The organism is Chengkuizengella sp. SCS-71B, assembly GCF_040100845.1.
GTDB lineage: Bacteria > Bacillota > Bacilli > Paenibacillales > KCTC-33759 > Chengkuizengella.
In genome coordinates this window covers 1,022,580-1,043,931 of sequence record NZ_JAZHSH010000001.1, presented here as the reverse complement: position 1 = coordinate 1,043,931, position 21,352 = coordinate 1,022,580, and the positions used below count along the sequence as shown (strand labels likewise).

Annotated in this window: 22 protein-coding genes; 9 read left to right on the top strand and 13 right to left on the bottom strand. The window is 32.8% G+C overall.

Going from position 1 to position 21,352, the window contains the following annotated elements:
• Positions 1-78: 78 nt before the first annotated feature.
• Positions 79-267, bottom strand: a complete 189-nt coding sequence (locus VQL36_RS05125; protein ID WP_349248282.1) for a glutamate decarboxylase — start codon at positions 265-267, stop codon at positions 79-81.
• Positions 268-419: 152 nt separating this feature from the next.
• Positions 420-3,932 (bottom strand): DNA polymerase III subunit alpha, encoded by a 3,513-nt coding sequence (locus VQL36_RS05120; protein WP_349248281.1) that lies wholly within the window; start codon positions 3,930-3,932, stop codon positions 420-422.
• A 269-nt stretch (positions 3,933-4,201) separates the two neighbouring features.
• Between VQL36_RS05120 and VQL36_RS05115 the strand changes: the two genes are divergently transcribed.
• The 3 genes from VQL36_RS05115 to VQL36_RS05105 all read left to right on the top strand — a co-directional run bounded on the left by VQL36_RS05115 (position 4,202) and on the right by VQL36_RS05105 (position 5,426).
• Positions 4,202-4,534: a YtrH family sporulation protein gene (locus VQL36_RS05115; RefSeq protein WP_349248280.1), complete on the top strand. Its 333-nt coding sequence runs from the start codon at positions 4,202-4,204 to the stop codon at positions 4,532-4,534.
• Positions 4,531-5,031, top strand: a complete 501-nt coding sequence (locus VQL36_RS05110; RefSeq protein WP_349248279.1) for a hypothetical protein — start codon at positions 4,531-4,533, stop codon at positions 5,029-5,031. The genes VQL36_RS05115 and VQL36_RS05110 overlap by 4 nt, the downstream gene beginning before the upstream one ends.
• A gap of 98 nt (positions 5,032-5,129) precedes the next feature.
• Positions 5,130-5,426 carry a YtpI family protein gene (locus VQL36_RS05105; protein WP_349248278.1) on the top strand — a complete coding sequence of 99 codons (297 nt, stop codon included), beginning with the start codon at positions 5,130-5,132 and terminating at the stop codon, positions 5,424-5,426.
• Here the strand turns inward: VQL36_RS05105 and VQL36_RS05100 are convergent.
• From VQL36_RS05100 to VQL36_RS05085, 4 genes are all read right to left on the bottom strand, one after another.
• Positions 5,413-6,750: a DRTGG domain-containing protein gene (locus VQL36_RS05100; RefSeq protein WP_349248277.1), complete on the bottom strand. Its 1,338-nt coding sequence runs from the start codon at positions 6,748-6,750 to the stop codon at positions 5,413-5,415. The genes VQL36_RS05105 and VQL36_RS05100 overlap by 14 nt on opposite strands.
• Before the next feature lie 159 nt (positions 6,751-6,909).
• A complete protein-coding gene (locus tag VQL36_RS05095) occupies positions 6,910-7,182 on the bottom strand; it encodes a hypothetical protein (RefSeq protein WP_349248276.1) in 273 nt (90 codons plus the stop codon).
• Between the two features lie 113 nt (positions 7,183-7,295).
• Positions 7,296-7,637, bottom strand: coding sequence for a YlbF family regulator (locus VQL36_RS05090; RefSeq protein ID WP_349248275.1), 342 nt, complete (start codon positions 7,635-7,637; stop codon positions 7,296-7,298).
• 33 nt (positions 7,638-7,670) lie between these two features.
• Positions 7,671-8,840, bottom strand: a complete 1,170-nt coding sequence (locus VQL36_RS05085) for a DUF445 domain-containing protein (RefSeq protein ID WP_349248274.1) — start codon at positions 8,838-8,840, stop codon at positions 7,671-7,673.
• A 128-nt stretch (positions 8,841-8,968) separates the two neighbouring features.
• Here VQL36_RS05085 and VQL36_RS05080 point away from each other — a divergent pair, with 128 nt between their 5' ends.
• The 6 genes from VQL36_RS05080 to VQL36_RS05055 all read left to right on the top strand — a co-directional run bounded on the left by VQL36_RS05080 (position 8,969) and on the right by VQL36_RS05055 (position 15,540).
• Positions 8,969-10,336, top strand: coding sequence for a YheC/YheD family protein (locus VQL36_RS05080; protein WP_349248273.1), 1,368 nt, complete (start codon positions 8,969-8,971; stop codon positions 10,334-10,336).
• A 9-nt stretch (positions 10,337-10,345) separates the two neighbouring features.
• The gene (locus VQL36_RS05075) at positions 10,346-11,443 is read left to right on the top strand and encodes a YheC/YheD family protein (protein ID WP_349248272.1); all 1,098 of its coding nucleotides are present in this window, start codon (positions 10,346-10,348) and stop codon (positions 11,441-11,443) included.
• A gap of 4 nt (positions 11,444-11,447) precedes the next feature.
• Positions 11,448-12,821 carry a YheC/YheD family protein gene (locus VQL36_RS05070; protein ID WP_349248271.1) on the top strand — a complete coding sequence of 458 codons (1,374 nt, stop codon included), beginning with the start codon at positions 11,448-11,450 and terminating at the stop codon, positions 12,819-12,821.
• 2 nt (positions 12,822-12,823) lie between these two features.
• Entirely contained in the window at positions 12,824-14,002 is a 1,179-nt protein-coding gene (locus VQL36_RS05065; RefSeq protein WP_349248270.1) for a YheC/YheD family protein, read from the top strand.
• Positions 13,999-15,123 carry a YheC/YheD family protein gene (locus tag VQL36_RS05060; protein WP_349248269.1) on the top strand — a complete coding sequence of 375 codons (1,125 nt, stop codon included), beginning with the start codon at positions 13,999-14,001 and terminating at the stop codon, positions 15,121-15,123. The genes VQL36_RS05065 and VQL36_RS05060 overlap by 4 nt, the downstream gene beginning before the upstream one ends.
• Positions 15,124-15,207: 84 nt before the next feature.
• A complete protein-coding gene (locus tag VQL36_RS05055; protein WP_349248268.1) occupies positions 15,208-15,540 on the top strand; it encodes a metalloregulator ArsR/SmtB family transcription factor in 333 nt (110 codons plus the stop codon).
• Positions 15,541-15,735: 195 nt separating this feature from the next.
• On the opposite strand, the gene VQL36_RS05050 is transcribed toward VQL36_RS05055, so the two are convergent.
• The 7 genes from VQL36_RS05050 to bacA all read right to left on the bottom strand — a co-directional run bounded on the left by VQL36_RS05050 (position 15,736) and on the right by bacA (position 21,251).
• Positions 15,736-16,623, bottom strand: a complete 888-nt coding sequence (locus VQL36_RS05050; RefSeq protein ID WP_349251125.1) for a DUF1028 domain-containing protein — start codon at positions 16,621-16,623, stop codon at positions 15,736-15,738.
• 160 nt (positions 16,624-16,783) lie between these two features.
• On the bottom strand, positions 16,784-17,353 hold the full coding sequence (locus tag VQL36_RS05045; RefSeq protein ID WP_349248267.1) for a manganese catalase family protein: 570 nt from the start codon (positions 17,351-17,353) through the stop codon (positions 16,784-16,786).
• Between the two features lie 51 nt (positions 17,354-17,404).
• The gene (locus VQL36_RS05040) at positions 17,405-17,680 is read right to left on the bottom strand and encodes a spore coat protein CotJB (RefSeq protein ID WP_413789475.1); all 276 of its coding nucleotides are present in this window, start codon (positions 17,678-17,680) and stop codon (positions 17,405-17,407) included.
• A 15-nt stretch (positions 17,681-17,695) separates the two neighbouring features.
• The gene (locus VQL36_RS05035; RefSeq protein WP_349248266.1) at positions 17,696-17,956 is read right to left on the bottom strand and encodes a spore coat associated protein CotJA; all 261 of its coding nucleotides are present in this window, start codon (positions 17,954-17,956) and stop codon (positions 17,696-17,698) included.
• A 186-nt stretch (positions 17,957-18,142) separates the two neighbouring features.
• Positions 18,143-19,189, bottom strand: a complete 1,047-nt coding sequence (gene ytvI / locus VQL36_RS05030) for a sporulation integral membrane protein YtvI (protein ID WP_349248265.1) — start codon at positions 19,187-19,189, stop codon at positions 18,143-18,145.
• A gap of 15 nt (positions 19,190-19,204) precedes the next feature.
• The gene (yfkAB, locus tag VQL36_RS05025) at positions 19,205-20,341 is read right to left on the bottom strand and encodes a radical SAM/CxCxxxxC motif protein YfkAB (protein ID WP_349248264.1); all 1,137 of its coding nucleotides are present in this window, start codon (positions 20,339-20,341) and stop codon (positions 19,205-19,207) included.
• Between the two features lie 91 nt (positions 20,342-20,432).
• Positions 20,433-21,251 (bottom strand): undecaprenyl-diphosphate phosphatase, encoded by an 819-nt coding sequence (bacA, locus tag VQL36_RS05020; protein ID WP_349248263.1) that lies wholly within the window; start codon positions 21,249-21,251, stop codon positions 20,433-20,435.
• Between the last annotated feature and the right edge of the window lie 101 nt (positions 21,252-21,352).

Here is a 21,352-nt window from a genome sequence, read left to right as displayed (position 1 = left end):
TATTACACCTCACAAGGCGTTTTATTTTTTTTACACTCATTTTTTATAAGATTAAAACATGTATGTATTTTGGGCTGGTTATTTGTGAAGCAGGGTGCCTAATACCTCCTGTACTTCTTCTACTTCTCCCTCAGGGACCAATATTTCAAATTGATTTTTGGATAGTCCGCTTGATTTAATTTTCACAAAAAAACCTTCGGTTGTCAGGTTATCCTTTAATCGCTCTGCCATTTTTTCAGTAGGTGCAATATAAATTACTGTCCACATGAATGAAGAACCTCCTGAATTTGTTTTGTAATTTTATAGATTAAAGTATCTCGATAATCCTTATCCTTCCCCATAACAAAGCTTATCCTAGATTTTACGAATTGTAAAGTAATGAAAGTTGATCAATATGTGATTTGTTTTATGATACCCAATTATCTCACTTTTACTGTTCCCTTTCCTAAGAATGCTTCGATAGCTGTAAAAAGCTCTTGTGAAGGTTTTATATTAAATGATTCATTTAATGCTACAACCTTATGGGTTTGTTCATAAAATAATATGACCTCTAGAGGGCCTGAATGATTTTTCAACATTTTTTTTAGCTTCACTAATTTTTCAACACTTTGATTCATTTCCATAATCTTAATGTATACTTGTTGCTTATTATTCAGTTTATTTTTTTTCTTTTTCTCAGAGTACTCCTGTTTTGGACTTTCTTTGATAACAATTTGTTGATTAATGTCATTTATTGAAAAAACACACTGTGCTAAGATTTTTACACCTTCATCTTGATGTTGTATTTTTCCTTCTAGATACACAATATTCCCTTTTTCAATGTTTTTCCCATATTTTTTCCACGTTTCAGGGAAAATAACTGCTTCTATTTTAGCGATACGATCCTCTAATTCCATAAAAGCCATCTGTTGACCTTTCTTTGTTAAAATCATTCTAAAAGATGTAATCATACCTACTACTTTAGCATTGGTATTTTCCTTTATCTCACCTAGTAGATGTATCTCATCCGTATTTAATTTGGCGATCTTCTCTTGAAATGCGTCAAGTGGATGTCCAGAAACGAAAAAACCTAACATTTCTCTTTCTTGCTCTAACCTTTGTGTTTCTGTAAAAGCTAGAACATCTGGATATTCTATTGTCCAGTTCATTTCCTCAGTTAATCCGAATAGATGAATTTGTAAATCCTCTCTTTCTTTTTTCCATTTCATTGCAGCATCCACTGTTTCATCCAACATGGCAAGTAACTGAGCACGATGACCTGGAAGAAAATCAAAAGCTCCACTTAATACAAGTGATTCTATAACCCGTGTATTGCATGCTTTTAAGTCCACTTTTTTACAAAAATCCAACAAATCTTCAAACGGCGAAATTTGTCTTTCATTAATAATGGATTTCATTGCCGTTGTTCCTACATTTTTAATTGCAGCCAATCCGAATCGAATCTTACCCTTCCATTGATCATTTGAGTTTTTCTTAGTAACAGGTGTAAACAAAATATCACTTTCATTTACATCTGGTGGCAATACTTTGATGTTCATTCTTCTGCATTCATCTATATACTCAGCTAGTTTCCCCTGATTTCCAATTACAGAAGTTAACATGGCAGACATAAACTGTACAGGATAATGTGCCTTTAAAAAAGCCGTTTGAAATGCTAATACACCGTAAGCAGTTGCATGTGCTCTTGGAAATCCATAATCCGCAAATCGAACAATCATATCATAAACTTTATTAGCTTCTGTTTCTGCATATCCTTCATTTATGCTTCCTGTTACAAAAACCTCACGTTGTTTAATTAACTCTTCCCTTTTCTTTTTAGATACGGCTCGTCTAAGAAGATCCGCTTCACCCAGACTAAATCCTGCCATCTTTGATGCAATTTGCATAATCTGTTCTTGATACACGATAATACCATATGTGTCTGATAGTATGGTTTTAAGAGAGGAGTGTGGGTATTCTACTTTAATTTGCTTATGTTTACCTTGAATATATTTAGGGATAAACTCCATTGGTCCAGGACGATATAGGGCTAGTACAGAAATAATATCCTCAAATTCTGATGGTTTTAATTCTTTTAGAACACGACGTACGCCTGATGATTCTAGTTGAAAAATACCTGTTGTTTCTCCTTTGCTTAACATCTCATATGTTGTTGCATCATTTACATTTAATTTTTCTAAATCTATATCTACATCAAACTGTTGTTTTATCCAATCAAGTGTTCTTTCTATAATAGATAACGTTCGTAGTCCTAAAAAATCCATCTTTAATAAACCAATGGATTCTAACTGTTCCATAGGATATTGAGTTAGAGGAATTAAATCCGTTCCTTCTTGTAGAGGAACGTAGTTTGTTAATGGTTCTTTAGATATGACAACTCCTGCTGCATGAGTAGAAACATGTCTAGGAAATCCTTCTACTTTAGAGGCCATATTTAAAAGTTCGGTAATTTTCTCGTTTCTTTCATAGACACTCTTTAAATCAGGATTATAAGAGATTGCTTTATCAATAGTGATTCCAAGCTGATTTGGAATCATTTTGGCTGTTTTATCTACTTCTTGATAAGGAAAGTTTAGTACTCTACCGACATCCCTTACAGCTGCTTTAGCGGCCATTGTACCGAAAGTGATAATTTGGGCAACATGTTCTGAACCATATTTTTGTACGACATATTCAATGACTTCTTCACGGCGTTCATCACTAAAATCAATATCAATATCTGGCATGGAAATTCTTTCTGGATTTAAAAACCTTTCAAATAATAACTGGTAACGAATTGGATCGACATTCGTAATATTTAATACATAGGCGACTAAACTGCCAGCAGAAGAACCTCTTCCAGGACCAGTCATAATGTTTTTTTCATGTGCAAAACGAATAAAGTCCCAAACGATTAAAAAATAATCGGAATATCCCATCTTTTGAATGACACGAAGTTCATAATCTAGTCTTTCTTTAACTTTTGCCTGAAAGGATTGATTCTCCCACGCTTGCAGCCCTTTATACCTTCTTAGTAAACCTTCTTCACAAAGCATGTTTAAATAAGTATATGAGTTAAACCCCTCTGGTATTGGTGCATATTGGGGTAAAATAGACGCTCCTAATTCTAATTGTAGATTGCACTTGTTTTCTATGACTTTTGTATTATGGATCGCTTCAGGTACGAATGAAAATAAATCATTCATCTCAGACTGACTTTTTAAATAAAGCTGATCTGTTTGAAACTTCATTCTGTGTGAGTCCTCTAAAGTTTTACCAGTGCCAATACAAATTAGAACATCCTGTACAGAATAGTCCTCTTGTTTAATATAGTGAACATCATTTGTAGCTACTAATTGTATACCCATTTCACGACTTAGTTTGATCATGTTATTCAACACTTTTTTCTGTTCAAAAACCCCATGGTCCTGAAGCTCTAAGTAAAAATCTTCTCCAAAAATACTATGATAACGTTTGGCTGCTTTTTGGGCTTTATCCCACTCTTCATGAAGTAAATGTTGTGAAACTTCTCCTCCTAAACAAGCGCTTAAACAAATTAACCCTTCTGCATGTTGTTTTAAATATTGCTCATCGATTCTTGGTTTATAATGATGCCCTTTGAGATGTGCAATAGAACAAATTTTCATTAGATTTTGATAACCTTTTTCATTTTTACATAGCAGAATCAGATGGTATATCGGACTCTCTTTTCTAGATTTTTTTTCATGCAGAGATTCGGCAGTGAAATACACCTCACAACCAATGATCGGTTTTATATTATTTTTTAAGCATGATTTATAAAAAGGAAGCGCTCCATACATCACGCCATGATCAGTTAATGCAAGTGCACTCATGGATAATTCAGAAGCTCTTTTCGTTAATTCATCAATACGAGCTGCTCCGTCCAATAAACTATATTCACTATGTACGTGAAGATGAGTAAAGCTTTCCATTTCTCTACCGCTCCTTAAATTCATCTCAAAGCTAGTTGTTTAACTTCATATTACCATAAAAAAGCCCCTCAAATAAAACATATGTTCGAAAAAAGATCGGTATGCGACTTTTAATAAAAAAATGTCTAACATTTCGCAAATCTCTTTACTCTATTTTAGCATAATTTATTAAACTCACCCCATACATTAATATAGAGGGCTTGTATTACATCAACTTAAATTAAATGGGAAGTTGTGATTTCCTGTTTAATAGAAAGGACGTATTCACAATGGGTAATTTATTAACTAAAATGATTACTGATTATATGATTGCATTTGGGGTTGTACTTGGTGCTAGTTTATTGGCAGGAATAGCTGCTACACTGACGTTGCAGCCGCCTTCTTTTACGATGCAAGAAGTAGCAAAAAACGTGAAAATATGGGCAGTAGTTGTAGCTATAGGAGGAACAATTGATCCACTGCGTCTAATAGAAAGTAACGTCGTGGACGGTCATCTTTCACCTGCAATCAAACAAATATTACAAATTATCAGCGCCTTTATAGGGGCTCAATCAGGTACAACTCTCATGTTATGGTTAAGTAATGGAGGAGATTCCTCTTGAGAGTTCCATCGATCGCAAGATTTTTAAAATATATGCAAGCCATTGCTCTTATCGTATCTGGTATGATTATTGGGGCTGCTGCTCATATGATTATATATCAACACAATATGCAAGAGATGTTTAAAATAAACGAGACGATCCGACAAGAAAATAAAGATTTACTGTCAAAAATTGAAGGTTTAGAAAAATATAAAGATTCAAATACAGTTATTCATTCTATTATTATTAAAATTCATGAGGATAAAGATGAAAAACCACTAGATGACCTTATAAAAAATGATATAAAAAATGAAGTAAGTGAGGATCTAAAAGTCTTAAAAGGGAAACAAGTTTCGATCATTTATAAAGACCCTGATTACGTTAAACAATTGTATGGTAGAAAAACATACATTAATGTTCATGAAAAGGATTATGTTGTTGAGATACAGTATATGTACATTGTTTACGGCGAGGTTACCTTCTGGATTTCAGTTGAAGAGTTTAATCCAGAATCATAAACTAAGCCAAGAATAATATCGGATTGAGTTATGCCTGCTTTTTTTGATACAATAGTTGTCATATAGTATAGATAGTAACAGAATATGGAGATGAACAAATGGATTTTCTCAATTTAATACCTTTAATTATTGTATTAGTAGCTGCGTGGCTTTCCTTTTATTTCAGTATGAAGGCAAGGCGTACAAAGGATGCCAAACAACAAGGGCTGATGAGATCACGCATGAACATGAGTATAGGAGTAGGATTAATAACCATTGCTTGTATACAGTTATTTTTATTTGAGTTCACTTGGACTCGTTTCATTGTAGGTATTATATTCTTGTTGTTAGGTATAGCTAATATATACGGCGGCATCCGCAATCATGTACAAATTATGAAGTTTATGAATCAATAATTTGAGCAGTTAACATCGCTTTGCAGATTAAATCAAATTCATGAAAAATCTGAACTTCTACTTTTGCAAACTTTCTACTAACTTCTATAATTCCAGGGCATATTTTTATATGACTATCAATCTGCAAAGGTCTTACAAAATAAGTGGAGATATTATCTAATACATAATCTCCTTTTTTAACATCACTTATGGCCTGATAAGCTGATTTTGTCATTAAAGTGGTAAGCACACCTTCAGAAACGGTACCTAGTTGACTTGTCATCTGAGGGGTGATTTCACCATGAAATTGTAATTCCCCATCGTTGTTACGTTCCTGTTCAAAACCTGACCAAATGAGATTTTCAAACGTTTCCCCCATTTGAGGTTGTTTTTGAAGATGTTGTAATGCATGTAAAACATCTTTCCTGCTAATGACTCCAAGTAATTTTCGATGGTGATCTACAACTGGTAGTAGTTCTATTCCTTCCCAAACCATCATATGAGCAGCAGAAGTGATAGAGGTTTGAAGATTTACGGTAATTGGATTCCTAGTCATATATTTGTCTAAGGTTTGATTTTTTTGAGCACCAATCATATCTTTAGAAGTAATCATGCCTGTTACGCGATTCCACTCATCTACAATTGGGAATCTGCTATGTCCAGATTTTTCAGCAAGTTCTTGCATATCCTTCACCGTATGATTGCTTTTCAAAACAAATACATCCGATTTTTTTACATAAATCATATCTTCAACTAACATGATTTTCTTTTTAATTAATCGATCGTAAATAGCCCGATTAATCATTGAAGCTACTGTAAAAGAATCGTAACTAGATGAAATTAAAGGCAGCTCCATTTGATCTGCTAACTTTTTCACATCACTTTTGGCATCAAATCCACCAGTAATTAACACTCCAGCACCGTGTTCCAATGCAATCTTATGTACTTGATCTCGATTACCCACAATTAATAAACTATCAGGATCAACATATCTCATCATGGCTTCCAATTTCATGGCACCAATCACAAATTTATTCAATGGTTTGTCTAATCCTTGGGCGCCCCCCAGTACACTTCCATCAACAATACTTACAACATCAGCAAAGGTAAGCTGATCGATGTTCATGCGATTCTTCTTTTCTATTCTTATGGTACCTATTCGTTCTTTTGTACTTACTAAGCCCTGAATTTCAGCATCTTTTATGGCTCGGTATGCTGTTCCTTCACTGACTTCTAGACTTTTTGCGATTTGTCTAACGGAAATTTTTGCTCCAATATCAAGACTCTCTATATGTTCTAAAATTTGTTCATGTTTAGTTTTACTTGTATTCTCTACATTTTTCAATAATCGCCACACCTCAAAATCAATTCATTTTTAGGATATATTTAACTAAAAAAAAGCTATACATACAGTATATATAAAAATCTCTCATTCCACCACAGAATAAGAGATTTCCTTCACATTTGCTTTACATCCAAGCTTCAAGAAAAACTTGTTTATATGTCATCTCATCATTTTTCGTTTATTCCCGTAAACTAACTGTTCTCTTTTCCACCGTTGATATTGTTTTACTTTTCTCATCTCTTTTTTTGTTTCCTCGTCTACCCCTAATACTTCATGCAAATGTGCAGCTATAATTAGCAATACCATTCCAATCCAAACTACTGCAAAAATCGTTGGTAAAGTCCAACCTTGACCTACCTCTAGCCTAGGAATCGCAAAAATTAACAATCCTACCGCTAAACTCAAACTAAATATCGGTTTGATTCCTTTCAATCCAACCAGCTCCTTAAAATTCGTACAACCCTATAATAAAATTTTATGAAGGAAATGGATAATTAGACCCGATATTAATTTAAATTATTCTGTAAAAACGAGAGATAGCTAAATTATGAACTTGATCCTTGTAGCGGTTCATTAATAATCTTATGGACATCCTGAAGAATCACACCTACACGCTGTTCTGATTGAAACAATTGAGACAAAAGTGGATTTAGCTGCAAGACTTCATATAATTTTTGAATTTTTCCCATCTCTTCCTCAGATGGCTGTTCACCACTCATCATTTTTTGCTGTAATTCGTTCTGAACGGTTGTAAAATCTTGCAGCATTTTACTTGCTTCCTCGTTCTTTTCAATTTCTACTCTTACTTCATTTAATTGTTTTACCTCATCACTTTCTTTTAACACTTTTGCTAATTCATGAGCTTTATCATAAATATTCATCTTCATTCATCTCTCCTCTAATTGTATTTTAATATTCTTCTAAGTATAAGATATGATCAATACATATTGTACTAATCCAATCATTCCGCCTAAGAACGCCCCTAACCAAGTAATTGCTCGAAACTCTTTTCCAGAAACACTTAAAACAATTTCTTCTACTCGTTCTATAGGGAAATTATTAACCTCTGACTGCACTAATTGAGGCAGTTCAATTGCTGAAACAATTTGTTCTACGTTCTTACTAAGCTGACCCAATAAAAAGGTTAACACAACAGGAATTTGATCTAAGATCCATTGTTTATTACTTTGTAATATGGGTTGTAATGGTTTTTCCATCAACGTATTCAACCATTCTTCCCACTTTAGAACCTCACTGGATTTTTCTCTTAACCAATTTAAATGATCTTCTTGATCTGATATTTGATCCATCCACTCTGATAAATCTTTTTTCTCCCAGTCACTAATCTTATGATTTAGAAACTGATATAATGTATGGTTTACTGTTGGTGAATCAAGCTGCTCCAATACAACTGTTTTTATCTTTGATGTTATTTTTTGCCCATCCATAAACAGACCCGCCAAAGTTCCCATTAGTCCACCTGCTTGTTCCATAAACTGACCTGTTAGATTTTGCAGTATCCTTTCTCCACGCTCTGTCTGAAGTTCTCTTCCAATTTCCAACAAAATGTAATCTGCAGCAATTTGTGCCCATTTCTCCCTTTTCTGGTCATTCCAAGTTGGAATTAAATCTACGAATGTCTTTGAAGACAAATTTTTCTCAACCCATAACCATTCAATTCCTTTATTCGTTATAGAATTTACCCATTCTGTACTTTTGCCCCTCCATTCTTCAATTTGCTCTTTGGTCCAGAAACGCATTGCTAAATCCTCTAAATCAACCTCTTGTTCCAACAGATCATGGAACCATATATTACACTTTGTTTCTATTTTTCTTTTAAATTCTGGACTCGTTAGCAAATCACTTAAACTTTCTGAGGTCACAAGATAATCACCAACCACTCTACCAAGTGATTCGGCTATTTCATCTTTTCGTTTAGGGATCAATCCCGGAGTGAAGGGAACCTTTTTCTTAAACAAATAAATGGCTTTTCGTGGATAAAACAACATCTTTATCGCTAAGTAATTTGTTAATCCACCGATACAAGCTCCTATAATAATACTTGCAAATAACAACACTAGTGTATTCATAGTTATTCCCCCCAATTTTCTACATTTCAGCATAAACCTAACTACATTCAATCACCAAGGGTTTTATGTCCTCATATGATAACTTATATTCCTGTAACGAATCATCAGTGTTTAGAAGGGGATTGATCATGATTGATAAAATTATCACAATTTATATACAAAACAAAACTTCATTGTTTCATGACCAATATTTAATTTTGCTTAGTGAATCTTTGATGGAAAAAGGAAAGATACCAACAAACCATCCAATTAATCTTAAATTTGGCTCAAAAAATATATATGTAAAAGTTCTACCGTCAAAACGAACCAATGCGTTAATTATCAATGAACACTTAGCTAAACAGCTAGGGATATATCATAAATCTAAATTAAGAATCCAGTACAGTTCTTCGACACTTACCATAGGTCCTTTTATTGGTGTTTTACTTAGCCATCGCACAAAACAGATGCATTCAAAACCTTTTGGATCTAATACAATTTTTTGTCAGGAACTTTCTGATGCTAGTAAACTTCAAGGAGCATTTGTTTGTTTTTTTACCCCCAAAGATATTAACATTGATTCTAACAAAATTGATGGTTGGACTTATTACGGTGGCTGGAAAAAGAGAAGTTTGCCTATTCCAAATACCATTTATAATCGCTTAAGCACACGTAGACAAGAGAACAAATCAAGCGTACAACATTTTATGAAAGAAGTAAAATCCAAATATCATACTCAAATATTTAATGAAAAATTTTTAGATAAAACAGAAGTTTATGACGCTTTATCTAAAAGCAAAAACCTGCAAAAATATTTACCAGAGTCTTATTTGTTAAAAAACTATACTATGTTGAAAATGATGTGCAGCAAGTATAGTACAGTATTTTTGAAACCTTCACAAGGTAGTTTAGGAAGAGGGATCATACGAATCACTAGGCAGTCCAATGGTGCTTATCTGTGCCATTTTGCAAATGTTAATGGATCGCATTCTGAGAAGTTTAGTAGTCTGAGAAAAGTATATTCAAAAATTTCTGGAAAATTAAAGTCAAAGAAATACCAAATTCAACAAGGAATTTCTTTAATAAAAGTGAACCATCGCCCCATTGATTTTCGTGCATTAGTACAAAAAAATTTATATGGTGAATGGGAGATCACTTCGATCGTAGGGCGTATCGCCAGCAATAACCATTTTGTCTCTAACTTAGCACGAGGTGGAACGTTAAGCACTGTTAGAGAAGCTTTAATGAAGTCAAACTTGCCAAAACAAGAAGTGAGAAACACGATCCATAGACTCAACCAATCTGCTTTAAAAATTGTTGAAGGACTAGAAGAAAAGATTCCAAATCATTTTGCTGAACTGGGTGTTGATTTATCCATTGATGTAAATGGGAAGGTATGGATGATTGAAGTTAATTCAAAACCCTCAAAAAGTAATCATACATCACTGAATGAAAATAAGATCCGACCTTCTGTAAAAAAAATCATTCAATATGCACGTTATTTAACTTTTGAATGAGGTGAGAAAATGAAGTTCAACAATTTGGGAATCATGGTCAGTGATTTGAACACAGCTCTTTCCATCGATGGTCAAAATTTCTTTAAACGATTATGTGTATTTGGTTTAAAACTTAAAATGACAGTTTTTATTTTTGCACTTAATCAAATTCAATGGGAGAAAAATCAACTGACAGGAGTTATATATAAAAACAAAACGTGGATAACAGAAACTTTCCCAATACCTGCCCTAATTTATGACCGCTGTTTCATAAAAAGTCGAGAGCAATATTTACTATATCGTAAACAATTATCGATGCTTAAAAATATCACAGAGGTCCAATTATTAGGAAATCGATTAAAGGATAAATGGAGTGTATATCATCTACTGAAATTAGATCCCTTTATAAAAAATGTTTTACCAAAAACAGAATTATATAACATCGGGACTCTAAATCTATGGTTGAATCATCAAAATGAACTCATTTTAAAACCCATCAGTGGAAGTCATGGAAAAGGAATTCTTCATATTAAAAAAAATGATCATAATCATTACATCATTCAAGGTCGTGATAAGAAAAATATTCCAATTGATGTTACTTACGAACAATATTCTTCTCTGGTAAATAACATTCAACAATTTATTCAAAATCGAAAATATGTTATTCAACAATATTTACAATTAAAAACGAAATCAAATACTTCATTTGATATTAGAGCATTAGTACAGAAAAACGGAAGTGGTTATTGGCAGTTTACTGGAATGGCAGTTAGATGTGGTCAACCAGGTAGCCTAACATCCAATCTACACGGTGGAGGGTTGGTTAAGGAAGTTCGCCCCTTTCTTATCAATGAATACGGAGAAGCAAAAACGCTGGAAATCATGAACAGTATCCGTGAAATCGTAGAACAACTGCCAACCGTACTGGAAACTCACTTTGGACGTCTAAGTGAACTTGGGATTGATTTAGGTGTTGATTCATTAGGAAAAGTCTGGTTGCTTGAAGCCAATTCAAAACCTGGCAGATCCATATTTAATCATTTAAAAGACGAAAACTTAAAAAATACATCGATACAGCTTCCAATATATTATGCTAATTATTTGCTTCAACGACATATAGGAGGGTAACTTAATGAGTGTGACAACAAGTATGATTCATTTTACAGATAAAAAAGATAATACCATTTATGTGTCTAATGCTTTGATGCATAGTTTAAGGTTAGACAGAAACCGGCCCATAAAATTAAGATTAGGTGAAAAAAAAGTAAACATTCATATTAAAAGAATAAAAAGAAGAGGAAAGCATTTATATATTCCTAACTCCGTTCGAAATGCAATTCAATTACCGAGAAAAGGACAGAGCTACATTATCCAAAATAAACAAGATGAAATTAAACTTGGACCATTAATCGGAATTTTATGTCATGCTCCTAACCGCACAATGCAAATGCCATTTGGTGATAGATCCTATGCTGCAAAAAAATACTTAAAAATAGGGTCTAAACAAGCATTTTATTTTGCATTTACACTTGCAGACGTCAATTGGAGGGATGAAACAGTCACAGCGTTTTTTATCGACTCCAATAATCGATGGAAAAAGAAAACTGTTCCTCTACCTGATGTAGTTTATAATCGATTAACTAGTCGAGTGGTGCAGAAATCACAATCTATGCAAACTTTGAGAGATCGTTTCAAACAGCATAATATCCCTATATTCAACTATGATTTCTTTGATAAATGGGATATATATCACTTATTACAAGATACGGTTGAGGGTCAGCAGCATGTTCCAGAAACAACGATCAACCCTTCTTCTCAAGATATTAAAGACATGCTGGATAGACATCGATTTATATACTTAAAACCAACAAAAGGAAGTTTGGGTATTGGTATATTCAGAATCACTTACCATCCTAACAATGGATATTTTGTAAGGTTTAGAAAAAACAAAAAAAATCAATTGTTACGATTTTCAAGTTTTTCAAGTCTAATGAAATTTTTTAAAAGAAAAAGCTTTAAAGATTATATATTGCAACAAGGGATTCGATTAATTGAAATTGATAATCGCCCCATAGATTTTCGATTTCATCTTAACAAAGATGGAAATAATGATTGGGCTGTTGCTGGAATTGCTGCAAAAAAAGCAGGGCGGGGAAGTGTGACGACTCATGTTAAATCAGGTGGGCAAGTCATGGAAACATTAGATACACTTAAACAAGTATTTAAAGGCTCTCGCAGCAGTGAAATTTACGAAGAGGCAAAACGTGTAACCACTCGTTTAGCAAACACGATTGAACGTAAACATCCACATTTAGTTGGTGAGCTTGGATTTGATATTGGAATTGATAAAGATGGTAGAGTTTGGATGTTTGAAGCCAATTCTATCCCTGGTCGTTCTATTTTTAAACACCCTTCATTAAAAGCACGTAGTTCAAATCAACTTAAATATATTTTTGATTACTGTGTTTATTTAAGCAAACAGCGAACTACAGGAAGGAATTTATAAAGATGAAAGAAGCAAAAAGAAAAACAACCAAAAAAGTGAAAAGCAAAGTAGTAGAAGCAGCACCTATCATTGGTATTTTAACTTTAGCTAATAAAAAAAATGATTTCCTCGGAAATAAAGAAAATTTTATTGATATCATAACCAAAGGCCAGCAAAACAATCAAAATGTATATGTCGTTACTACAGAAGATTTAAGGTTAAATCAACAGCAAATATTTGGTTATCATTTTGATCCTACCTATAACCAATGGAGAAGAATAAAAATCCCTTTACCTAAAGTTTTATATAATCGAATTTCTTATCGCAAGTATGAGGCTCTTCCATCAACAAAACGTTTAATTCTCAAGTGTTTGAAAAATCAAAATATTCATTTATTTAATCCGTTTTTTTTTAACAAATGGAGTTTATTTCAGTGGTTAAAAAAATCTAATAAAACAAAAATCTATGTTCCTATTACACAAAGACTAAAGGGGTGGAAAGAAACGAATACTTTGTTAAAACAATTTGACACGTTATATGTTAAACCTATAAAAGGCAAGGCTGGAAGCGGTATTATGAGGGTAAGAGCTATGAAAGATGAAGGAGAACTACCGTATGAATTGAAAATTCAAAGAAAGAAATCAATCGGTACCTATCAATTTAAAACAATCCAAGCTTTGCATAAAACGATCAAAAAAAATACAGGACCTGGAAAATATATTATTCAGCAAGGTATTCAACTAGTAAAAAATTATGATAACCCTTTTGATTTACGTGTACTTATTCAAAAAGATGGGAGTGGATTATGGAATATAACTGGTATTGGCGCCAGAGTTGCAGGTGCGAAGAGCATCACAACACATGTGCCAAGAGGCGGGAAAATTGATGAGCCAAGTATACTGTTAACTTCATACTTTGGAAAGGAAAAAGCAGATCAATTATTGGAAAATGTGAGAAAAGTGACTATTAAAATTTGTAATCAAATTGAACGTGAATCCACTTATCCATTAGGTGAGATGTCGATGGATTTAGGTATAGATGAAAAAGGAAAGATATGGTTTTTTGAGGCGAATTCAAGACCGATGAAGTTTGATGAACCCCATATTCGAAACCAATCTCTTACGAATATAATAAAATACAGTCAGTTTTTAATGAACACTCAAAAAAGAACACATATTCTAAAGAGGAGGGAGAAAAATTGACAACAAAACCCGCCCTAGGTGTTATGGCTTTATATATAAATTCTAAAAAACAATTTGATGAAAGAAGTTATTTAAAAAATCTCATGATACAAGGTGAAAAAATGGGAATGAAAATATTTCTCTTTTCACCTGAAAATGTAGATGAGAAAAACAAAAGGATTTATGCCTACTTTTATAATAAAACAAAATCAAAATGGATTAGAAAGTGGACTGATTTCCCCAATATTATTTTTGATAGATGCAGATATCAAGCCACATCCCGTTTTAAACAACTTAAAAGATTTAGAGAAAAAAATCCCCGCATTATATATTTAAATCGCCCATTATCCAACAAATGGATTGTGCACGAGAAATTATCTGAAAATAATTCCGTAAAGGAATTTTTACCTAACAGTAAATTAATAACGAAACTCGACGATTTATTGCAATTTACAAATCGTTCAAAAGAAACTTTTTTTAAACCGATCAATGGTACAGGAGGAGCGGGAATTCTCAAAATACAAAAAACAAAAGACCAAAAATATTTAATTCAAGGAAGAAAACATAATCGTAAAATCATTCCTAAACAACTTGTAAATAAATCTCAACTTCTTGGATTATGTAAAAACTTAAATGCAAAAAAACAATACATGGCACAACAAGGTATTGATATCAAATTAGATAGTGGTAGTGTACATGATTATCGGTTATTAATTCAAAAAAACAACATAGGTGAATGGGTTGTTACTGGTTGTGCTGGAAGAATAGGAGCTAAAGGAAGTGTCACTTCAAATCTTCATGGTGGAGGCTATGCTGTTCCTGCTGACCGTTTATTAAAATCTTGGTTTAAAGAACATCAAATCAAATCCATCAAACAAAATATGGAACAATTGAGTTATGCAGTTGTAACAGAGTTAGAATCCCAAAACTATGAACTATGTGAACTTGCTTTAGATATTGCTGTTGATCGTTCAGGTAAAATATGGCTTTTGGAAGTAAACCCCAAACCTGCAAGAAAGGTTTTTTTAAAAATAGATGAGGAGGAAACTTACATTAAAGCTGTTGTTAGACCACTGGAATACGCTCTTTGGTTATACAAAAATGGAAATTCACCTATTGGAGCAATTCGAAAACGAAAATGATTTTTTAAATATTTATAGCCATAACTATGTTCCCTTTCTATTTTCCAATTCATCAAGTATAATTGATTTAAGAGGTGAATCAACATGTTAAAAGAAATTCCTGTAATAGAAAATGAACTAGATAAGTCTTTTGAAAAATATGAGAAAAAATTTAAAGCATTAGCAGACAAAAAAAGACTACAAATCATGAATATTCTTACGAAACAAGGTTCAACGTGTGTATGCGATCTGATTCCAATTATTGGGATGCCTCAATCAAAATTATCATATCATTTAAAGATTCTTTTAGATGCTGATATTATTATAAAAGAAACAAAGGGTACATGGAGTTACTATAACATCAACATGAAAGAAGTAAATCACATTTTGTCAGAAGAATTATGTTGTATATTGAAGCCTGAGAAGAACTCTAAATAATACTAAATTTAAATGTTCATTTTTTATACTGAACAAGCCAATAGATCCTCGAGAAGATCTACTGGCTTATTTAATTGGTAGAGAAGGTTTGAATACGTGCGATCATAGGTTTAGTAACATTTTAGTTTTTTAGATATTCAAGTGGTTAAACATATGTTTCTACTATTTTCATCAAATATTGTTATATTAACAAATTTAATGTCTATTCTTTACTATTCCTTTCATAAACTCCAAAACTTCCTTATCTATTCTTCCAACACCTAAGTCACGTTCCTCAAAATTTTCAGTATGTATAAAGGTTTTTAAAGCACGATTTAACTGTTCATCGCTCACATCTGTTGTAGATAGATAACCCATTTGGGATAATATAGAAATTAATTGTACTCTTATCTCTCCTTTTATCCCTAAAATATGATTAGATTTAGTTTTTGAGAAATATAGTTGTTGTAACTTGTGTAAACGGATTAATTCTTTTATAGGCTCTGGATGATCATCTACACGTAAATCAATATACCTGTCATTAAAACCTCCATAACCACCTTGTTCCTTCACAATTAATAATGCAGCCGACTGTTTTCCTCGACTATCCCCCCCAGCACTTTGTCCTGCATCTAAAGCAGATAACAGTCGTACAGAAAGTTCCCCTTCACTGTTGTTAAATGTTTCCGCCATCATTTCAACTGTTTTTTCACTAACAAGGATATTTCCTTGTGCTGCAAAATTTGGACCAGCGATCCCTCCCGCCCAGTTATAACAATCACTTCCTGTAAAAGTAGCTGAATTCCCATTTGCATCAACAATTCCTGCTTGTCTAGAACGTTTCTCATCGTCCTTTTCTACTAATAAATCCATCGTTTCTTGTGCACTTTTTCCATTAGCCATCAGCTCCAAACCATTAGGTCCATAAGATGTATTTGCAAAGGACTGTGTTGCTACTGCCCCCACACCTGCTTTAGCCCATGGTACCACCGCTCCCACACCCAGAAACTTTGATTGAACAGCAATGCCAAGTTCCTTTGTTTTTGGATCAAAACCAACTATTGAAAAAGTTGCTACGATCTGATCTTTGTTTATCAATTTGATTACCCCTTTCTTGCTAGAATATAACACTACGGTAAATTGTGTATTGAACTTGATGATTTTTATACTTATATCATAACGATTATTCTATAAAAAATGTGAAAAATTGATAAAAAAAACTCCCAGCCAGCTTATTAATGCCAGTGGGAATTATTATACGTGTTCAAAATATTTGCTTCCTATCACTTTCAAATTTTAAAATATCTACAGCTTCACGAAAACGCTGGGAATGAATAACTTCTCTTTCTCTTAAAAATTTTAAACTGTCTTGTAAATCTACATCATCTGTTAAATCTATTAACCATTGATAAGTCGCTCTTGCTTTTTCTTCAGCAGCTATATCTTCATATAAATCTGCAATGGGATCTCCTTTCGCTTGAATGTATGATGCTGTAAAAGAATTACCTGAAGCATCTTTATAAAATAGTGCATTATCATGTGCTACATAATGAGAACCTAATCCCGCAGCCTCTAACTGCTGTGGCGTGCAATCTTTTGTCAACTTATAAATCATGGTTGCAATCATCTCTAGGTGTGCAAACTCTTCAGTTCCAATATCTGTTAATAAACCAATCACTTTATCAGGAATGGAGTATCTCTGGTTCAAATAACGTAAAGCTGCTGCCAATTCCCCATCAGCACCGCCATAAGCCTCGTATAAGTATTTTGCCATTCTTGGATCACACTTACTTACACGTACAGGATACTGCAATTTTTTTTCATAAACCCACATAATATATCCTCCTAAATCTACCTATAATTCAAAACTAAAATAAACATTTCTCTAAACTTGCCAAGGCCAAGGAGTTTTTGGCCATTCCCAAGGATATTTTGAAAAACTACGTCCAAATTCATATAGTGGACCATAGCATTTTTCGTATTCTTTATAAAGTATTTGTCTTTCTTGAGAATATTGATTTAGCTGTGCAACAGCCTGTTGATCAAATGGATGTGTATCTAAATAAATTGAGAGATCCAATAGTACAAAATCAATCTCTTGTAAACGCCTCAAGCATTTATAATATTGATCATCCATTTTTAAATTTTCATTTTCTTTCAACTACTCTCTCTCCTTTCATTCAACAGATTGATTATTTATCTTCTGATTCTCTCCAAACTTATTTATATTACCACTTATTATATCTGGATATGGACTATAAAAAACAGGCCACAAAGTACCACGGTTTAAAGCCTCAGAAGGATTGTATTGTGGCAGATTCATCCCCTGGAATCCTACATATAATTCAGGGGGGGTTGAATAAGTTTTTACTCTGATAGGTGGACATGGATCAAATGGACTAATATATGGGTAATACCTTTTTGTTTGTGTATACAACTTTACTCCTCCTTCACATTTATTTACCATACATCATATGATATTCGCCTATAAAAGGTATGGGCATTCCCCCAGAAAATATACAAAAAATAAGAAAACTCGCAGATAGGAAAAAACGCCCCTGATTTTCATCAGAGACGTTTGAATTGAACTTTAACTATTTTTGTAATTATGGATTTATTATTTTTAATCAAACTTAATATTAATTTTTATTAATCCCTCATCACGCATCGCTTGATATAAAATGACAACCAATGGACCGAGGAACAAACCTACAAGCCCCATCAATTGAAAACCAATATATAAACTGATTAAAGCAGATAAAGCACCTATACCGATAGACTTACCTAAAATTTTAGGCTCTACAATACGTCTGAATACTGTTATTGCTAGGAATAAAACAACTAATCCTACCCCAACAAAAATATTGCCAATGATAAAATTATAAATTGCCCATGGCATAATAAATGAGCCTGTACCTAAGATCGGTAATAGATCAACAATAATAATTAATAACGCAATCACTAATGCATAGTCCACACCTAAAATTAATAAACCAGTTAGAGCAACGATGTAAGTTAAACTACTTAAAATAACCTGTGCTCGAATAAACCCAAAGATCGAGCTTCGTAAATTCATTAATACATTATCTACATTTCCTCTCCACTTTTCATCAAAAATGGATAAAAAAGAAGTTTTCATCATAGGTAAACTAAAACTAAATAAATATACTGCTACTGAAAACACGATGTAATCGATAAATAAGTCAAAAAATAAATTTGGAAATTTACTAGCGATAGTTGATATTTGTGTAATGAGTTTTGGTAATGTGGTCGTCAAAACATCAATGCTTTTATTAATCCATGTTGTATATTGATCTTCAAAACCCGGAGGGATTAATGTTATAATCTCCATTTCAAAATAATTTCTGAGATTATCATAAAACTTTTCATCTGTAATAAAATTAGAAACTTTATTGATAAAATGCATAAATTCGATATATACTTTCTGCCCAAGTAAATAGGTTCCACCTAATAATGATAATGTAAATAAGGTGGATGTAGTAATCGCCGATGTTAAACGATTAAATCGAGCATATTTCATTAGCAGTTGATTCAATGGTTCAAGGAAAATCGCAATCAAGAATGCTAATAAAAACGGGAAGCCAACTGTAAAAAGTGCATATAAAAATGCAAGACCTATTAGTATGACTAGTATTGTTCTTAATGACATAACTGCACCTTCTTTTTATACGTTTAAAATTGCTTTTCTATTTTTGAAATCAATATTTTTGTAATAAGCATCTTTAATTAATAAATTTGGACCACAACAGTTCACTTCTGAGCAAAAACAATTTACAGTTTGATTGATGGGATGCTCCATCCATTTTTCAAATACTTCCTCTAGTTTTTGATCCTTTATATTTCCAACTGCTGATAAATCAGAAAAATCTGTAACGTGTATATTACCATTAAATAAGTCTATGTTTAAACGGTTGCGTCCATCAGGATCATTGCGTACAGTAACATTTTGTTCATTTTGTAACCTTGTTAAAAGTTTATGATCATGGATATCATCACTGCAAAAATAAAAAGGTAAAGTTCCAAACAACATCCAGATATTTTTATTTCTGCCTTCAAGTAACCTTTGTATCACCTCTCTGATTTGACTTACGGATAACAAAGGTAAATTTTGTGCAAAAGAACTTGGATACATTGGATGAACCTCATGACGCTCACAACCCATTTCATCTATAAGCTTATGTATAGTCACTATTTTTTCATGTGTTCGAGCATTAAGCATCGATTCTGCTGAGATAAATAACCCACCTTTACTTAACTCGATTGAGTTATAGATCATTTGCTTATACAACTTTTCGGCTGCAAATATGCTAGTGGGACGATTAGCTCGAGCAAATCCAATTTGATAAAAATCTTCTACGTTTTCATAGTTAAAGGAAATGTGCATTACATCTAAGTAAGGAGCGATCAACTCATATCGTGCAAAATCTAGTGTGAGGTTAGAATTAATTTGAGTTTTAACCCCTCTTTCTCTTGCATATTTTAGTATAGGTAAAATATATTCTTTTACAGTTTGAAACTGATAAAAGGGCTCTCCCCCCGTAATACTAATTGTCTTTAGATGTTCTACTTCATCTAATTTTTCCAAAATCAAACTTAATGGTATTTTCTTCTCTTCCGTAAATGCTAGTGAATTTCCTACTGCACAATGCTCACAACGCATATTACATAGGTTGGAGATGGTTAATTCTATACTCGTAAGAACATGTTTCCCATGTTTTTTTAATGAATGAATTGGATCCCAAGGATCTTCCTTTATGTTCAATCTATTTTCATTTTGGTCTATTTTTGATGTAATTATCATTGTATGAGCACCTAATTTACAAAAAATTTATTCATACTGTTTAATATGAAACTAAATCTCATTATATCACATAACTGTGATATACCACATATCAATCTAATCCTACTCCCACCATATATAACCAGAAAACACCTGCTAAAATAAATCTATAATAGGCAAAGGAAGATAGTTTTACTTTCTCTAACAATTTCAAAAAAGAAACAACGGCTAACAACGCAACAATAAAAGAGACAAAAAATCCAACTACAAAAAATGTAACATCCTCTGAACTGAACTGATCAAAATTTTTAATTAAATCATATGTACTAGCGGCAACCATCATAGGCACGGCAATTAAAAAAGAGAAATCAGCGGATGTTCTTAGATTAGCTCCTGATAATAAACCGCCTGCTATTGTTGCACCTGATCTAGAAAACCCAGGCCATAATGCTAAACATTGTGCTATTCCAATTTGAAAAGCTTGCCGATAGGTTAAATCATCCATCGTTCTTGCTTTCACCATAGTATATTTTCGTTCTGAAAATATCATGAACAAACCACCGACAACTAATCCTACCAATACCGTTCTAGGTGTAAAAAGATAATCTTTAATAAATCCATGTAATAAAAAACCTAATAACATAGCAGGTATAATTGCTAAAAAAATATGAACCAATGTTAAAGTTTTCTGCGATTGTTTTTGATGATTTGGGTCTTCCCATCCAACTAAACGAAGTAAACGTCTCCAATAAAGAAGTGCTACTGCTAATATAGCTCCTAATTGAATTACAATTTCAAATGTTTCTGCTTTATCCCCTACAAATCCAAGTAAATGACCTGATAAAATAAGATGCCCTGTAGATGAAACCGGTAAAAACTCTGTTAAACCCTCTACGATTCCTTGTATAACTGCAATCCAAATATCTGTCATATTATACTCCTCCATTTAATGCGGTAAATATCAAGCAAAATTTTGTGAATCCTTGTACCACTAATGTATTCTAAAAAAAGCAGCGTTATGCGATTAACTCC

Bases quoted from the DNA above. Each gene is read 5' to 3' on its own strand.
- VQL36_RS05125 (WP_349248282.1), bottom strand. From the start codon at position 267: ATGTGGACAGTAATTTATATTGCACCTACTGAAAAAATGGCAGAGCGA.
- VQL36_RS05120 (WP_349248281.1), bottom strand. From the start codon at position 3,932: ATGGAAAGCTTTACTCATCTTCACGTACATAGTGAATATAGTTTATTG.
- VQL36_RS05115 (WP_349248280.1), top strand. From the start codon at position 4,202: ATGGGTAATTTATTAACTAAAATGATTACTGATTATATGATTGCATTT.
- VQL36_RS05105 (WP_349248278.1), top strand. From the start codon at position 5,130: ATGGATTTTCTCAATTTAATACCTTTAATTATTGTATTAGTAGCTGCG.
- VQL36_RS05090 (WP_349248275.1), bottom strand. From the start codon at position 7,637: ATGAAGATGAATATTTATGATAAAGCTCATGAATTAGCAAAAGTGTTA.
- VQL36_RS05085 (WP_349248274.1), bottom strand. From the start codon at position 8,840: ATGAATACACTAGTGTTGTTATTTGCAAGTATTATTATAGGAGCTTGT.
- VQL36_RS05080 (WP_349248273.1), top strand. From the start codon at position 8,969: ATGATTGATAAAATTATCACAATTTATATACAAAACAAAACTTCATTG.
- VQL36_RS05075 (WP_349248272.1), top strand. From the start codon at position 10,346: ATGAAGTTCAACAATTTGGGAATCATGGTCAGTGATTTGAACACAGCT.
- VQL36_RS05070 (WP_349248271.1), top strand. From the start codon at position 11,448: ATGAGTGTGACAACAAGTATGATTCATTTTACAGATAAAAAAGATAAT.
- VQL36_RS05065 (WP_349248270.1), top strand. From the start codon at position 12,824: ATGAAAGAAGCAAAAAGAAAAACAACCAAAAAAGTGAAAAGCAAAGTA.
- VQL36_RS05055 (WP_349248268.1), top strand. From the start codon at position 15,208: ATGTTAAAAGAAATTCCTGTAATAGAAAATGAACTAGATAAGTCTTTT.
- VQL36_RS05045 (WP_349248267.1), bottom strand. From the start codon at position 17,353: ATGTGGGTTTATGAAAAAAAATTGCAGTATCCTGTACGTGTAAGTAAG.
- ytvI (WP_349248265.1), bottom strand. From the start codon at position 19,189: ATGTCATTAAGAACAATACTAGTCATACTAATAGGTCTTGCATTTTTA.
- yfkAB (WP_349248264.1), bottom strand. From the start codon at position 20,341: ATGATAATTACATCAAAAATAGACCAAAATGAAAATAGATTGAACATA.
- bacA (WP_349248263.1), bottom strand. From the start codon at position 21,251: ATGACAGATATTTGGATTGCAGTTATACAAGGAATCGTAGAGGGTTTA.